At 48.8% G+C, this 16998-nt stretch carries 12 protein-coding genes; 5 read left to right on the top strand and 7 right to left on the bottom strand.

All coding sequences use genetic code 11. The annotated features are described in order from the left end of the window. Positions 1-81 precede the first annotated feature (81 nt). From Pan54_RS19700 to Pan54_RS19720, 5 genes are all read left to right on the top strand, one after another. Positions 82-801, top strand: a complete 720-nt coding sequence (locus Pan54_RS19700) for a glycosyltransferase family 2 protein (RefSeq protein WP_165441996.1) — start codon at positions 82-84, stop codon at positions 799-801. Positions 802-884: 83 nt separating this feature from the next. Next, on the top strand, positions 885-2888 hold the full coding sequence (ftsH, locus tag Pan54_RS19705) for an ATP-dependent zinc metalloprotease FtsH (protein WP_146505115.1): 2004 nt from the start codon (positions 885-887) through the stop codon (positions 2886-2888). Between the two features lie 193 nt (positions 2889-3081). Continuing rightward, a complete protein-coding gene (locus Pan54_RS19710; protein WP_146505116.1) occupies positions 3082-4260 on the top strand; it encodes a DEAD/DEAH box helicase in 1179 nt (392 codons plus the stop codon). Between the two features lie 147 nt (positions 4261-4407). Further along, on the top strand, positions 4408-5802 hold the full coding sequence (locus tag Pan54_RS19715) for an MATE family efflux transporter (RefSeq protein ID WP_165441873.1): 1395 nt from the start codon (positions 4408-4410) through the stop codon (positions 5800-5802). Between the two features lie 374 nt (positions 5803-6176). Further along, positions 6177-7079, top strand: a complete 903-nt coding sequence (locus tag Pan54_RS19720) for a hypothetical protein (protein ID WP_146505118.1) — start codon at positions 6177-6179, stop codon at positions 7077-7079. Positions 7080-7210: 131 nt separating this feature from the next. Here Pan54_RS19720 and Pan54_RS19725 read toward each other — a convergent pair whose 3' ends face one another. The 7 genes from Pan54_RS19725 to dnaN all read right to left on the bottom strand — a co-directional run bounded on the left by Pan54_RS19725 (position 7211) and on the right by dnaN (position 16865). Beyond that, positions 7211-8266 carry a peptidase M42 gene (locus tag Pan54_RS19725; RefSeq protein WP_146505119.1) on the bottom strand — a complete coding sequence of 352 codons (1056 nt, stop codon included), beginning with the start codon at positions 8264-8266 and terminating at the stop codon, positions 7211-7213. 12 nt (positions 8267-8278) lie between these two features. Further along, positions 8279-9757, bottom strand: coding sequence for a hypothetical protein (locus Pan54_RS19730; protein ID WP_146505120.1), 1479 nt, complete (start codon positions 9755-9757; stop codon positions 8279-8281). 43 nt (positions 9758-9800) lie between these two features. Then, a complete protein-coding gene (locus tag Pan54_RS19735; protein ID WP_146505121.1) occupies positions 9801-11246 on the bottom strand; it encodes a sulfatase-like hydrolase/transferase in 1446 nt (481 codons plus the stop codon). Positions 11247-11391: 145 nt separating this feature from the next. Then, a complete protein-coding gene (locus Pan54_RS19740; RefSeq protein WP_146505122.1) occupies positions 11392-13875 on the bottom strand; it encodes a DNA gyrase subunit B in 2484 nt (827 codons plus the stop codon). Positions 13876-13951: 76 nt separating this feature from the next. Then, on the bottom strand, positions 13952-15106 hold the full coding sequence (locus Pan54_RS19745; RefSeq protein ID WP_146505123.1) for an ATP-binding protein: 1155 nt from the start codon (positions 15104-15106) through the stop codon (positions 13952-13954). 117 nt (positions 15107-15223) lie between these two features. Then, positions 15224-15628, bottom strand: a complete 405-nt coding sequence (locus Pan54_RS19750; protein WP_146505124.1) for a DciA family protein — start codon at positions 15626-15628, stop codon at positions 15224-15226. A 127-nt stretch (positions 15629-15755) separates the two neighbouring features. After that, positions 15756-16865 (bottom strand): DNA polymerase III subunit beta, encoded by a 1110-nt coding sequence (dnaN, locus tag Pan54_RS19755; protein WP_146505125.1) that lies wholly within the window; start codon positions 16863-16865, stop codon positions 15756-15758. Between the last annotated feature and the right edge of the window lie 133 nt (positions 16866-16998).

A 16998-nucleotide genomic window follows, 5' to 3' on the forward strand; every position in this document is an offset into this window, starting at 1 on the left:
GAGAGTTGGCTGGAACAATTACAGAGTGTTCTGGGTAAAGCCGCTTGTGAGCAGATGGGATTTTACGCAATCCCTGAAACGCTGCTCCTGAGCGTGGTCGTTCCTGTCTATAATGAGTGCGAGACATTACACCTGATTCTGGAAAAGATTCAGGAAGTCCCCATCAATAAAGAGATCATTCTGGTGGATGACTGCTCAAAGGATGGGACTCGGGATTTACTGCAGGAGATGGAGAAAGCCCAGGCAGAAGGAGAACAGGATCCGCGGAACTGCTTTGTGTTTGCCTATCATGAGAAGAATCAGGGCAAGGGGGCGGCTTTGCGGACGGGATTTTTGAGAGCCTCGGGAGATATCGTCATCATTCAGGATGCCGACATGGAGTATAATCCTCACGAGTATCCCCGGCTGATCAAGCCAATTGTCGAAGGGAAAGCCGATGTCGTTTACGGCAGCCGCTTTCTGGGAGACCAGCCGCATCGGGTGCTTTACTACTGGCATTATTTGGGGAATAATTTTTTAACTCAGCTCTCCAACTGTTTTACCAATTTGAATTTGACGGACATGGAAACCTGTTACAAGGTGTTCCGCAAGGAAGTGCTGCAGGAGATCGCGCCCAAACTGCAGCAGAACCGGTTTGGCTTTGAGCCGGAAATCACCGCGAGAATTGCTCGTCGAAATCATCGGATTTTTGAAATGTCGATTAGCTATTCAGGACGGACATACGATCAAGGCAAAAAAATTGGCTGGAAAGATGGCTTTCAGGCCCTGTACTGCATTATTCGGTATGGATTAGCGGATTAAGCAGGGTAGATTCGACTGAGTTTAAAGCCTGACCGCAAAACAACGAACATAGACTATCAACGAGCAGTAGAAACGAAGACCGGATGAACGATATTACACCCGAGGGATCCAACCTGCCTCCAGAACCTGATGTCCGAGATCAGCAGGGGCCTTTGCAGGAAGGTTTGAAGAAAACCAGTAGTCCTTCGAATGAGTCCGCCAGTAAAACCAGCAAACAACAACGCATGCCGTGGTCGTTGATTCTGCTCGTCGGCATCGCTTTTCTAATTATCTGGGCTGCCAACAATGGTCGCGAAGGCTCGAAAGTCGATTACGGTTTCTTCTGGAAGCAGCTTCAAGACGACAATGTGACCGATGTTGTGTTTGAAGGGAATGTTCTAGCCGGAAAATGGAAGAAAGTTCCTGAGAACCCAGAAAAGGAAACCGATAAAGAAGCCAAGCCTCTCGAAGAGACGTTCTATACACAAATTCCTCATCTCGAAAGTGATCGACTTCTGGAAGCGCTGGCGGCTTCTGGAACTGAAAATTACAAAGATGTGACGACCCAGATTTCCTTTGGCACTCAAATGCTGATCATGCTCGGCGGCACGTTGCTGCTGATGTTGTTCTTCCTGACAATGATGCGACGCTCGGCGGATCCGATGTCTTCCGGAATGTTCGGCAGCTTCACGAAAAGCCCTGCTCGGGAGTTCAAACCGTCTGACAAACTGACAACCTTCGATGAAGTTGCGGGGATGGAAAATCCCAAAACTGAGCTTCAGGAAGTGGTTGAGTTCCTCAAAAACCCCGCGAAGTTTCAACGGCTCGGAGCTCAGATCCCCAAAGGTGTGCTCCTGATGGGCTCGCCGGGTACTGGAAAAACATTGCTGGCCCGGGCAACTGCCGGGGAAGCGGAAGTACCGTTTTACAGCATTAATGGTTCCGAGTTCATTCAGATGTTTGTCGGTGTCGGCGCCAGCCGTGTGCGGGATTTGTTTCGCATCGCCAAGGAACATTCACCCTGCATCGTATTCATTGATGAAATCGACGCGGTCGGCCGCATGCGTGGAGCCGGTTACGGCGGCGGGCACGATGAACGCGAACAGACACTCAATCAAATCCTCAGTGAAATGGACGGATTTTCTCAGAACGATGCCGTCATCGTGATTGCGGCTACGAACCGGCCCGATGTTCTCGATAAAGCGTTGACTCGACCGGGACGATTTGATCGACATATTGTGGTCGACCTGCCTACAAAAGAAGGTCGGCTCGGCATTCTGAAAGTTCACAGCCGCAAGGTTCCGCTGGCTGATGATGTGAATCTGGATCGTATTGCGGCGAGTACGATTGGATATTCGGGAGCAGACCTGAAAAACCTCGTCAACGAAGCGGCTCTCCATGCGACCCGCAACGGCAAAAGCAAAGTGATGATGGAAGACTTTGAAGCTGCCGCTGATCGCGTGATGATGGGTATCAAACGAGAAGATGTGCTGTCCGACAAAGAAAAGAAGATGACCGCGTATCACGAAGCCGGTCATACGCTAGTGGCCTGGTTCTCGCCGGAACTGGATCCGGTTCATAAAGTGACAATCGTTCCCCGCGGGCGAGCATTGGGTGTGACTCAGTTGCGACCGGATGAAGAGCGTCACAGCGTGGGAGAACAGCGACTGCATCAACAGTTGGCAATGCTCCTGGGTGGACGTGCCGCTGAGAAACTGGTCTTCAACGAATATACTGCGAATGCTTCCGACGATTTGAAGCGGGCAACCGATCTTTCCCGGAAAATGGTTTCCCACTGGGGGATGAGCGAAACAATCGGTCCGGCTGCCTTTCGACATGCCGAGTCGGATCCCTTCCTGGGCAAGGAAATGCACGAGATGAGATCGTATTCCGATACGACGGCTCATCTGGTGGATCAGGAGATACAACGGGTCTTGTTCGCGGCTTCGGATCAGGCAACAAATCTACTGAACGAGCATCGTCGAGAACTGGATGAAATTTCGGAAGCACTCATCGAAAAAGAGATTATCGACTCCGACGATCTGGAACGAATTCTGGGCAAACGAGTCGATTGGAAATCGAACGATATTGCCGAAGGTGAGAGTTAAAAGCTGTAGGTCAGGCTGTGCCTCAAATTGGGTGGCCCCGAAAGTTTCTTTCGGGGCGGCGCAGCCGTAAGAAGTTCTTTATAATATTCACAAACTAATTGAAATCTGCTTATGGACTTCGTCCACCCAGATAGCATAGCTATCTGGGCCACCCGAGTAGACAACCTTAAATGCCTATCAGGCGGAGTTTCCCGTGGAGTCTGTATTTTTTGATCAATCAGCTGGCACCTTTGCGGATCTTGGTTTGAAGAAATCGACCGTGAAGCATCTCGAAGCCGTGGGATATCTTCATCCGAGCGAGATTCAGCAAAAGTTTATACCCCCGGCAGTTACCGGAGCCGATTGTCTGGGTCAGTCGCAAACGGGAACTGGTAAAACAGCAGCGTTCATGCTGCCTGTGATTGAACGCCTGGAAGATCCGACGCAGGATCCACAGGTATTAGTCCTGTGTCCGACGCGCGAACTTTCCGAGCAAGTGGCTGAAGAGACACGCAAACTCTGTAAAGATGATATTGATATTGTTGTAGTCGTCGGCGGGCGGCCACTGCGAAATCAGATGAAGCAGGTGGAACAGGGTGTCGACATTGTTGTCGGAACACCGGGACGTGTGATCGATCTGTTCAAACGAAAATCTCTTTCGTTTGCCGGATTGAAAACCGTGGTCCTCGATGAAGCCGACCGCATGCTCGATATCGGATTCCGTCCCGATATGGAATACATTCTGAAAAACTGTCCAAAAGATCGACAGACATTATTACTCTCGGCCACGTTGCCCCCAGAAGTCGAACGGCTCTCAAGTCGCTTCATGCGAGATCCGATCCGCATCGATATTTCGGTGAAAGATGTGACTTCCAATTCGGTCGATCAGTTTTTCTGTACCGTCGACAATCATCGCAAACTGGGTTTGTTGGTCAAACTTCTGCGGAAAGAACAACCTCAACAGGCGATTGTTTTTTGTCGCACACGTCGTAAAGCCGATGAGTTATACAATCGATTTAAGAGCCGAATTAAACAAGTGGCGGCTTTACATGGAGACTTGCCACAGGCCAAACGCGATCGAGTGATGCAAAGTTTCCGTGACCGCAAAGTGCGGCTGCTGATTGCAACCGATATTGTGGGACGAGGGATTGATGTCGGCGGGATTTCGCACATCATCAATTACGACATTCCCGAACATTCCGACGACTACGTGCACCGTGTCGGACGAGCAGGACGGCTCTCTTCAGACTTCAAAGGACGAGCCTTTACATTCGTAACGAAGGATCAGGGAGGCGAGTTGACCCGCATTGAAATGCTCGTCAATCGGATGATTCCCGAGTACACGTTTGAAGATTTCGACTCGTTCGAACCTCGAAAACGCCGACACGTTTGAAGTGTCGTTACAAGCACGAAGCGCAAGCGAGTGTGTTCTGGACGACATGACACACTCGCTTGCGCTTCGTGCTTGTATGATTTCTCTTGTTCCAAATGACTTTTCATGTGGTACAAGCTGAATACCCAACTATTGAAAACAGTTCTCATGTCTTCGTCCACTCCAGTGACTCGAGCGCGACCCGGTTCCGCTCAGGAACTGTTGTTGATTGCTTTACCATTGATGATCAGTTTTGGATCGCAATCGGTAATGAGCTTTATCGATCGGATTTTTTTAACCTGGTATTCCAGCAGTGCTCTGGCGGCGACGATGCCTGCCAGTATGTTGAACTGGTCAATCGTCAGTTTTGCAATGGGGGTTGCGAGTTACACAGGGACCTTCATTTCACAATATGAAGGAGCAGGACGGAAGGATCGAGTTGCCCGTGTAGTGTGGCAATCGATATGGTTGTGTCTGAGTCTGGGCTCTTTGCTGGCTTTGTTTACTCTGGCTGCTCCACTCATCTTTGCGCTTGCAGGACACCCTGCCGATGTCCAGCGGGATGAAGTCACCTATTTTTCCATGCTCTGCGGAGGTGCACCGGCTGCATTATTGATGACGTCCCTTTCGAGTTTCTTTTCTGGTCGTGGACAGACCGCTGTCGTGATGTGGGTCAATCTGACCGCAGTGCTTATCAATCTTGTCTTTGGCTACCTGCTGATTTTTGGATTTGCATTCATTCCTCCTCTGGGAATCTGGGGGGCTGGTCTGGCGACTGTCATCTCAAATTGTCTGGCCTGCCTGTTATTTGTCGGTCTGATGATTCGAGAAGTCTCACGCAAGCAGTACCCCATGCGGAGTGAGTTCGGAATCGACTTCGAATTGTGTCAGCGGATGTTGTATTACGGCCTGGCAATGGGTTTACAGATTTTTGTCGATATCTTCGGATTCACGATTTTTCTGCTCTTCGTAGGCAAAATGGGAACGACTGCGCTGGCAGCAACCAATCTGGCATTCAATCTGAACTCATTGGCATTTATCCCGATGTTGGGGCTCGGCACTGCGGTGATGACTCTGGTTGGGAGAAGAATCGGGGAAAAGAACCCGGCTCTTGCCGAAACAACTGTTCGTCATGCGTTGCAGTTAGGATGCACCTACATGGGACTGTGGTGTGTGGCCTATGTCCTGATTCCTCGATTATTGATCACTCCATTTCGGGCCTATGCCGCTGGAGATGAATTTGCGGAAATAGAAGAGACTGCTGTCATTCTGATGAGGTTTATTGCCATTTATGGCCTGTTTGATGTTCTCGCTATTGTGTATGGATACGCACTTCGCGGAGCAGGCGATGCCTTGTATCCATTTTTGTTTTTCACACTGTCCAGTATTTTCTGTCTGATCATCCCTTCGGCTGTCATCTGGTATCTGTGGGGTGGCAATCTTATTGGTACCTGGAGTGTCGTCACGTTTTATATTTTTATTGTCGGGATAGGGATGTGGTGGCGATATCGTGGGGGAAAATGGAAATCGATGTCAGTCATTGAAAAGGAAGTGCTGATTTAATATCGCCTTGCTTGCCAAGCATCGGTTGAGTCCTTTCGATTCGTCTGATTTTTCGGAAATTCAGTGTCACTGTCTGTTTTTCCCAGCTGGATTAACCCGAATATTCTGCAGGACTGCCACGAAGTGACAAGCTTTCATATTGACCAGAGATTTTCTGCTTCCGTATCATGGGAAAAGATGCTGACATAGATAATAGAGGATTGTGTCGATATCCTGATGGGTACGGCACGTCCTGACCTAGTGGAGTGAGTTGGATCAGAAACCTCTGCAGTGATCTGCAGTTGAAAATATAGTAATAACAGTCTTTTGGCGTCTGAACGACGGCAAACAGTGGAGTGAGCACTCCTACTGCAGACAAAACGTGAGCACTCGATATGCACATTACCGGAAAAATCTTTGCTTTTCTGACGCTCTGCCTGGCGGTAGCTGCGATCATTTTGACGGCTAAAACGCTTGATAAGCAAAACGAATGGAATCGTCGCGTCGAGAAAGCCCGAGCCGATTATGAAGCTTCGCTGGCGAAATTGCCCGATGTCGAGAATAAAGCGAATCAGCTTGAAGAAGAAATCACATTGTCGCGTCTCGGATGGGGACGACACTGGAATGAAGTGGAAGTCACCGCCTCAGTAAATATTGCCCGGGGATTGATTAACATTGGAATCGGACGCAACGATGGTCTTGTTCAGACAACGGCTACCGGTGATCAGTATCCACAAATGTATGCATTTCAGGAAAATGCCGATGGGACGATGAGCTACGTAGGCGAGTTCCGTGTGACTCAAGTCGATGTCAATCGAGCAGCCTTGCAGTTGTCACGGACACCTCGTGAAGGTGAAGTCAACAACTGGAATTTCAACAATACGTGGCGCTTTCGTGATGCCCTCCCTCCTGCTAAGCGAAAATCGGTCAGTGAATTGCTCCTCAAAATGACAACGGTTGAGCAACGTCTGAGCGATCGCCGTCAATTCCTTTCCATTCAACAGGACAGTCTGGCCGCTGCGAAGACAGCTCTTGATAATCGGATGCAGGAACTTAACGGTAATCCTGAGGCTCCCGAAGGAGCAGGGGATGAATACACCAAAGGTCTGGTTGCGACGATGAACGCAGCTGAAGAAACTCGAAATGCGGCTCTGGCTGAAGTTCAAAAATTACGCGGAGAACTCGCCAGCCTGCACGCCCGCTTTGAAAAGCTACTCTCCGAAAACAGCGAGATGGAAAACAAGTTGAGCTCACAATCCAAAACCGCTTCCAGTGCGACCGAACCTCCAGGGAATTGATTTCCATTCCATAATTTACAAGCTCGAAGCGCAAGCGAGTGAGTCGCTACTATTCAAGTTTCTCCATAGAACAGGCTGAAAACTCTGGGGGCTGCACTTCGCTAAGACCTCAGCCGCCCACGCTTCGTTTGTTATCCGTCAATTTCTGAAATTCTCATTAGCAGTTTCAGAAAAGCCATGCAGGACTCCACGCTGGCTGACTCCTGCATTGTGTGATAGCCAATCGTTGGAATCTGCAAAGTCGTGCCCCTGACCAGCCCATTCGAGGCAGCGATAATACGGCCCATTTCCGTACTTCCGAGTGAGGCAGGTTGACGTCCTTCTGCTATGGCAATTGCGTTCGACTCATCGATGTAGCGATCTTTGTATGAATACTTCACATACAATTCTTCACAACTCGTGCGGAGTCGTTCGGTGATTTCATGATCGAAGGGGGCGTTGGCATCTTTTCCCCGGAGAACAACGTGCTGTAAGTCGGAAGCAGTTCGATCAGGATAGGGACTGGTATCGACCACGATCAGTTCATTCCGGCTCGACCCAAACCGACGGAACCACTCCAGTAGATACCGCCAGCTCTTGCCCGATTCTTCCTGAGCCGTGAAAAAAGCGGTTCCTTCAAAATCGAGAGCGAACAGATGCACCAGCACAGCTGCGGTCAGGACGTTATCGAGTTGTCCGATGAACCGATTGTCTTCGATGGAAAGCCGATCTGTAAATGCGACTGGCGTACCGGCTATGAGATGATCGAGTCCATGCAACTGAAAAATCAAGTTGTTTCGAAACTCGCAGATGTAAGCTTTATCAACCACTCCACTGCCGCGATACGCCCCTGACCAGGGCTCATAAGCCAACACCGCCTGAGTTTCAAAACGATCAACAATCTTGTTCATCAACTGTTCCGAAACCGAATTTCCCAGTAGATCGGATCGTTGCCCAGCTACGAAAGCGGCGTATTGGAATTCATTAGGTCCAGTGCAGATTAAACCGTGCCGGTCGATATGAGCAGAGAACATGGTTTGAAACGGTTTATTTCCTCGAGCCACGAGAAGACCATCGTACCAGTCCACCTGAGCGCCCCGTTCTTCGAGCAGACGTTGAAGGACTCGAAAGAAGGCGTGCTCTGCACCCACGACACTGGGCTGACGAATCAATTCCTTCAGAACATCAATCAGATCATCAAATTTCATCAGATGTTACCATCATTCATTTTTTGCCCGTCGAATGAGCAATCGACCGTTCGCAGGAGTCAGTATCAAGTTTTGCGGAGTCAGTATTTGATCGAGCATTTCAGAAATTGACAATCCTTTTCCACTCAATATCACCAAATGTGTTCGCACGGGATCCGATTGAGCAATTTGTTGCTCATCAAAATCGATGGTCACACCTGCCAGCGCTTCCAATTCCACAAGCACCTCGTTCAAAGCGGTCGGCTGATTGAGTTCAAACGAGAGCACCTTCTGATTCAATTTCTCCAGCATTGCCTGCTGAACTTCTGGCGAAACGGTTTCTGGAGGAATCGGTGGAGAAGAGGTCGTCTGTTCTGAAGGAACGACTTCAGGCATGATTGGTTTGTTGGTTAGTAAATCTGCTTGAGTTGATTCTGTTTTGCCAGGTTCCCCGGCAATTTTGGAATCGAGCGGAAGTCCATCAGCCATGGCGGCCAGTCGTCGAAATATTGTAGGAGCTGTTTTATCATTCATTGCTCGAACCGATCCATCAGCCATCAGGATCGGCATCCTTTCCGAAGATCCCATTCCAAACCCATCGGGTCCATTGATGTACGGTTCTGAAGTCACTGGTCGAATCGATTGGGAAGCATTCGCCCAGGAAGAGAATCGCTCAGTAATCCCACTTGCCAGCCAGGTGTTGGACAATCCATCTTTGACATCTTCAGTACGGGTCACACGATTCCATCCGAAGATGCCTGCCCGCGGATCATCTTTCGGTAACTCAGCAGCGTCATCTCCTACGCCCGAAATTCCGACAATATGCGTTGCAGGATAGCGATCCGAACCAACAACGGTTTTCAGTTCCGGATTCTGTAAGTCGCTGCGGGAACGTCTGACGAAACGATCATTAACTGGACTGTGCCAATCCACATTCCAGTTCGGTGAATATTTGCTGCCGGCTTCCAGTTCGGGATCAAGTCCCGCTAACCAGCTTAGTCCGGTCGGTTTTCCTGGCTCGTGATTCGGTTTCCACCCAGCTACAAGGAATTGACCGGTATTGAGACGATATTCATTGATGCGAATGCCGAGTTTCTGAAGTCGGTCCTCAAATGAAATTTTTTCTGGGACAGCGGGTGCGACCGGGCCAACTGCGTTCGATGTCAATTCCGGGTCTGCAACGGAAGGATTCTGATTGGCAATTTCAGGATTTTCTTCAGAGGACTTCTGTTCGTTCGAATCGAAATCAACGAGGAAAAAGAGAGCCGTGCAAGTGATGAGCATCAAGACAATGGCAACACTGATTGGAAATCGATGAAGCGAAGCGACCGGAACAGTGCCATCGAACTCAGGACGGGGAATGACTGAAATCCGATTGTCCGCGGTCATTTCAACAAGCAGATGAGCGGCACACTCGGGGCAATCAATTTCGGTTTGCTTCTGTCCGGACTGATGAATCCTCAATCGAGCCGCACAGTTTGGGCAAAGAAATTCACCGGCTACGATCGCCATCGTTCATCCTTGTCGGTCGAGATGTTGATTACAAATTTGCAGATTATCGATTCTGCCAGTATTTGTCCGTTTCCCAGACAGGGCATTCCGATTGCACCTGCTGATATTTTTTCACGACCTGATCCTGCAGACGTTTTAGTATCTTCGGCTGTTTCTCAGCAAGATCATTGGTTTCGCTGGGATCTTTTGCCAGATTGTACAACTCATATTTGACGAGTTGAGCCGTCTTGATCACTTTTTGGGATTCTGTATTCACACCACGCCCCAGTGAATTGCCGGCTTCAATCAAATGCGGGCCATCCCAATGAGCAACAATCTTCCAGTCACCATCCCGCATGGCGACTTTGGGGACACTGTACGCTCGATAATAATGCCAGAACAACGGTTGTTTGCGAGTCAGTTTTTCACCATGAAGCAAGCCGGAGATATCGGTTCCATCAAGCACCAGATCGTCTGAAACTTTGACATCAGCCAGACTGCAAAACGTCGGCAGGAAATCGAGACTGCAGGCTGGAACACTGGAGGTTTGATTCTCGGCTATGGTCCCCTTCCAGCGGGCAATCCCTGCGACTCGGATACCACCATCGTAAATGTGCAGTTTCATGCCGCGCAGGTCGCCAGGGGAACCATAAGATCGATTGGCACTGCGATAACGGTTGAGCGTTTCAGGTCCATTATCGGAAGTGAAGATCACCAGTGTCTCTTCATTCAACCCGAGTTGATCGAGTTGCTTCATCAAACGGCCAACTGCTTTATCGACATTGGCAACATTCGCAAAATACTCAGCTTGATCCCGATTCTCTGCGACATCCAGATACTGTTCGACCAGTTCATCCGGGCTTTCGACCGGTTCATGTGGTTCATGAAAACAGACATGCAGGAAGAAAGGCTTTTCGGAATCCTTTCGAGCATTTAACCAATGGATTGCTTCATCAGTGACCAGTTGGCAGGAAAACCCTTCTAGAGGACCAACTGCTGTTCCATTCTTGACAAAGTTGACAGGATTTTGATGGCGGGGTGCGGCATTATTTTGTGTGGCAAACCAGTGCTGGAATCCGTTGTCATCGGGTTGATCCTGATTTGGGGAATTGAACTCGCCATTGCAGTGCCATTTGCCGACAACAGCTGTTTCATAACCGGCTTTACCGAGCAGAGAGGCAATCGTTGGCGTTTCCGATTTGAGATACATCGGATGTCCCGGAGGAATCCAGTCGTAAATGCCCAGGCGATTCGGAGTTTTGCCCGTCAATAATCCAACTCGAGCCGGAGAACAAACGGGAGCGGCACTGTAGAAATCAGTAAATCGTATTCCCTCTTTGGCCAGCTGATTCAGATTCGGAGTCTTAATATGCGGATGCCCGTAGCATTCGAGATCGCCGTAGCCGAGGTCGTCACAGAGGATGATCAGGAAATTTGGAGGAGCCGCTTGAACGGAGGAATCGAATATAGCGAATGTTAAAATCAGGAGTAGCAACAACAAGTTTCGCATTTCAAAGTCCTCGATAAGTTTTCAAGGCGAGCCGAGTCAGTTATGACTCGGGTATTCTCATGATTATTGTGTGTTCAATGAATTTTAACATCTTCCTTAATGACTCGAACCCACCCGTCGCATAACTGCGACGGCTCGCCATTTACTAAACATCCAACTCTTTCACATCGAGTGCATGTTTCTCAATAAACTCCCGACGTGGTTCCACATGGTCACCCATCAACACACGGAAAATTTCATCCGCTGCGGCGGCATCTTCCATTGTCACTTGCAACAGATTTCGTGTTTCCGGATCCATCGTCGTCATCCACAGTTCTTCCGCATCCATCTCGCCCAGTCCTTTAAAGCGGGTGATGCGGCCCTGAATCAAATCTTCGCCCAGCTTTCGCATATCCATCAGCAGGTCGCGAAGCGAGGTCAGTTGAATTTCTTTCTTCTCGGTTTCGAGATAGTACGGATAGACTACTTCGCCATCTTTTAATCCCGCTGGAATCAAATCGTTGAGTTGGATGCCGTAGTCTTTGAGCTGTTGCAGCAGGGAATTAATCTTACGGATTTCGTGCATGTCGATCATATACAGCTGGCTTGCCGCGGCTGCTTTCTCGTCCAACTCCTGTTCCTGATCGGTTTTCTTCTGCTGATCATCGGCCACTTCAAACTCGGTTCCCCGGCGAACTTTTTCCTCTTCGAGGAATTGTTCCATGCCTGCTTTGTCATAAAACCAGTGAGGATCTTTGCCGATGAGCACCTGGTATCGTGGCAGCTTGCCATCCTGATACAGATCGTTCTGTTGCAGGAACCTTAATGTCACGCCGCGACGTTCCAGAGTTTCGAGTGGCTCATTCAATTCCCGCATGATGCCAATCAACTTCGCGAAGTTTTCACCCTCAAAAATTGCTCCGTCGGATCGGAAGACCAGTTTGGAGTTTGTCTGAGCAACTTCGATCAATTCCCGCATCATCGTTTCGTGAGTCTGCACATAGCGGACCTGCTTGTTCTTTTGCGTCACTTTGTAAAGTGGCGGCTGTGCTATATAAATGCAGCGTTCCTGAACGAGCAGTCGCATGTGACGAAACAGGAAGGTCAACAGGAGTGTGCGAATGTGGCTACCGTCAACATCGGCATCGGTCATCAGAATGATTTTGCCATAGCGACGTTTAGTAATATCTTCGAGTTCGGCTCCTGGGGGAATTCCAATCGCTTTGAAGATGTTCGAGATTTCCGCATTGTCGAGCACTTTGACGAGCTGAGCTTTCTCGACATTCAAAATTTTACCACGCAAAGGCATAATCGCCTGGGTATTGGAATCGCGACCGGTATCGGCGGATCCACCAGCCGAGTCCCCTTCGACGAGATAAACTTCCGTAATATCGAGTTCACGACTGCGACAATCCCGCAGTTTTTCAGGAAGCCCACCAGTCGTGAGGGCACCTTTACGACGGACCATTTCCCGCTGCTTTTTAGCCGCTTCCCGAGCTTCCGCAGCCAGGATACCTTTCTGCAGAATCTTCTTGGCCAGTTGCGGATTCTCTTCCATGAACTTGTTGAGCTGTTCCTGAACGATGGTTGCGACTGCTCCATCGACTTCGGAATTCGTCAGCTTAATTTTCGTCTGCGATTCAAACTGCGGATTCGGAATTCGCACTGTAATAACAGCCGCCAGCCCTTCCCGGAAATCTTCGCCAGTCAGCGTCGCATCCTTGAAAATGTTCTCTTTCTTGCCGTAGGAATTGAGGGTTCGAGTCAAAGCAGTCCGGAAACCACTCAGATGCGTTCCCCCTTCGGGGTTATAAATCCCGTTGGCATAACAGCGAATATTTTCGGAGTAACCATCGTTGTACTGCATTGCCATATCAACAACAGTCACACCATCCTTGCCTTCAATTTTGATGACATCGGGATGCAGCGGATTGTCGGCTCGATTCAAATGCTTGACGAACTCAACAAGTCCATCTTCGTAATGAAACTCATCGGATTGGCCAGACCGCTCATCCACCAGGCGAATTTTCACCCCCGCATTCAGGAAAGCCGCGTCCTGAAGTCGTTTGCGAAGTGTCTCATAGACAAAAGTGGTATCCGGAAAGATCGTCGGATCGGGCATGAAGGTGACTTTGGTTCCTGTCTGATCGGTTGTGCCAAGTTTCGTCAGGCCACTTGTCATTTCACCCTTGGCGAATTCCATCGTCCAGACATGACCTTCACGACGGACTTCCACTTCCAGCCACTCGCTACAGGCATTGACGGCTGTAATCCCCACGCCGTGCAAACCACCGGTGCCAGTCGCGTAACCACTTTCGCGGTCGAACTTTCCCCCGGCATGAATTTTCGTGAACACGATTTCCAGAGCCGACTTGTTCCCTTGTTTTTCCATCGTGCCGACGGGAATTCCACGACCATCATCGGAAACGGTCACCGAATTATCGGAATTGATTTTGACCGTCATCATCGAGGCATGATTGTTGACATACTCATCGAGCACATTGTCCGTCAATTCAAAGACCAGATGATGCAGTCCAACCAGATCGGTCCCGCCAATGTACATGGCCGGCCGCAATCGAATCCCTTCGATTCCCTCCAAAGCACGAATATTGGAGGCCCCGTAATCCTGGGTTTTCTTCGTTTCGTCCATTACGCTCGATCTTCAAAAACTAAATTGATTAATCAAAATCATCATTCCTCAGGAACAACCTGAAGAATCTCCATGTTTATATCTGTGAGTTCAACATTCGCCTTTGCGATTGATGAAATACGGCTCGGGATACAATCTGTTCTGCTATCTCTGGATGTTCTAAATAATAACGCGAGAGATGTTTTTCAGTGACTCCACAGACTAAATCAATTACTTTCCGATTTCCCAAATAGGACTTGGAAGGAGACTCGTAATTTGGATTCGGAACATTGTAGCAGACCACTGCAGAGACGCCGAAAACACAAACATCAAACGAGGGAGGTTCTCCATTGATCAGTCCGTGACGCCTTCCATATTCGCTGATCGCCTGATTGAGACCTTTAAAGAACCCCAAAATATGAGTCCCACCTTCCTTGGTGTGATGATCACAAACGAACCCTGCAACACTTCCCTCGTTAGCAATAATGTTCTGAAAAACGATATGGATTTCCGTTTCCAACTCGCTCAGATTTTCATAGATTTCAAACGGTTCGTCATACAGGACTTGTTCGTCTTCATTGAGAAACTTTACGAAATCGGTCAAACCATTTTTTGAATGAAAGTTCTCACTGAAGTTCTTTCTCTGGTCTTCAAATTCAATTTCCAGACCAGCATTCAGGAAGGCAAGTTCACGCAATCGATTGCTTATTAATTCTCCATCAAATTTTAAGTCCTGAAAGATTTCTTGATCTGGTTTATATGTGATTTCCGTACCAGTTTTTTGTGTTTTCTCATGCTTCATTAATGACTGAGTAATATTGCCCTGCTGACATTCCACACTCCAACGGTATCCATTCTGATAAACACTAACCTTGAGAGATTCGCTGAGTGCGTTCAGAATATTCAGACCTATAAATTCATGATGCAACGATCGGCTTTCAGGCTGTTTTCTTTTCTGAATATTATTAAGGGTTAAATATAATTCCAATAGGGAGAGATCCTCTTGATCTGGAGATTTCCCTACCGAAATACCTCGACCATTATCAGCGACCTTAATCGTATCATCGCTATTAATTTTGACGATCAGTCTGGAGACAAATTTCTCATCGAATTCATTGAGAACGTTATTTATCACTTCGAAAAACAGATAGTGAAAACCAACAGTATCAGTCCCCCCGACATACATCGCTGGGCGTCTTCGAATACATTCTATTGTCTCTGATACTCGAACATTATCGGTTGTGTATTTCATGAGTGTCTTCAATTCGATTGAAACTCAAACTCTGATTTCATAGCCCGATACGTCAGGTGTGAATGGCTTGCGTGCCCCTCGCTGACGCTTCGGGTTAAGATTGTCGCAACTTTTTCATCATGGCTTGCTGCCCAATCGGGCATTCAAACGGAATTTGACGTTTTTGACATCCATATCCGGTCGTTGTTTTTTGATGGTATTCAGAATGTTTCGTCTGTGAAAACTGGCCAGTTCGCTCATCAGGACCGAGTCGGCTACTTCGACCAGCAGAATTCGGTTTCTGAGGGAAATGATTTTTGTTCGTTGGGCGATATCTTCTTCGACACAACTGAACCAGAGTTGAGTCAACTCGCGTGACTCGAGGACCCGACCAATTTTCCGACTGGCGATCACTTCCTGAATCGAGGTAGCCAGAACTCGTGGACCTCCACCACGAACATGCAGTTCCTGGCGACGTCGCAGCATCACTTCTTTGATCTGCTCGGCTGCTTCGGGATCAAGTTTTCGAGAGCGTTCCTTCACTAACTCGTACCCTGATTATTTGATTGATGGATTAACATTTTACAAGCACGAAGCGCAAGCGAGTGTGTTTCATTCAGGCTCGATTGGACTCACTCGCTTGCGCATCGTGCTTGTACTTTCAATTCGATTACGCGTCTCTTGCCAAAGGCATGATGACGTATTTGTATTCTTCGCCACAGCGGAAGACGGCTGGGTCTTCGCCGCCGATCAAGCCGAGGTTGACGGTTGTTTCCGGTTCCAGAACTCGAAGGAACTCGGCGACAAATCGGGGATCGAACATGATAGCCAGTTCTTCGCCGTCGTAATCGATTGGTAACTCGACTTTGGATTGTCCAATATCGGCTGCCTGGGATTTCAAGGTGACCAGTCCCGAAGAGAAAACGAAATCGACGCCGCGGCTTTCGTCGCTGGTCACAATCTGAGACTGACGAACCAGGTTGTGAAACGGACCACTCACAAGATCGATATTGACGGGGGTTTCGCTGGGTAACACATCGCGGAAGTTCGGAAAGCGGCCTTCGACAAGACGGGTGTAAATCATGCAGCCACCGCTACGGATGACGACATCGTTATCACCGGGTGCGATCAGAATTTCAGAATCATCCCCTTCGATACTGCGTTCGAGCAGGGTCATTGCTTTGCGTGGCAAGACAACCGATTTGGTTTCCGAGACATCGCCCTGAACTCCGCTCATCGAATGCATCACTGCCAGACGACGGCTATCGGTCGCAGCCAGAACGATTTGAGTTGGCGACAACTCCATGAATATTCCACCGAGAGCGTAGCGTGTACTTTCATCGTCGGCCGCGAAGGCAACCCGTTTGATCGCTTGTCGCAAGGCCAGGCCGGAAATCGCATAGCAGTTTTCGGCATTGAAGGGAGCAACATCGGGGAATTCGCGAGGATCTTCGACAGGCAATCGGAACTCACTCTGCCCCGCGTGAATTTCGAGCATCTCTTCAGAGACGTCCAGAATCACTTCTTCGGACATCACTTCCCGCAGAATTTGCGTGAGCCTCGCGGTTGGCAGCAGAACTTCTCCGGTCGATTCTGTTTCGACTTCGGGAATTTGGTATCGCATACCGATTTCGGTATCGGTTCCCATCAACACTGCTGAACCGGTTTCCACCACAAGTTTGGTATTTTTGAGGATATCTTTCGGCGTTCGAGACGGGACAACTCCCGCGACCGTTTGCAAAGCTGAAGCCAGCACATCCCGTTTGAATTTCAGTTGCATCGTGTGGTGTTTTCTTAGCTAAAAATCAAGCGTTTAATGAATCCAATTTGATGATCCATTGTACTCAATTTTCAGCGAAAACGGAACCATCAAAGCCTTCTGAGACAGGCTCCGATCAACAAAGTTCTGAGGT

Source organism: Rubinisphaera italica (assembly GCF_007859715.1).
GTDB lineage: Bacteria > Planctomycetota > Planctomycetia > Planctomycetales > Planctomycetaceae > Rubinisphaera > Rubinisphaera italica.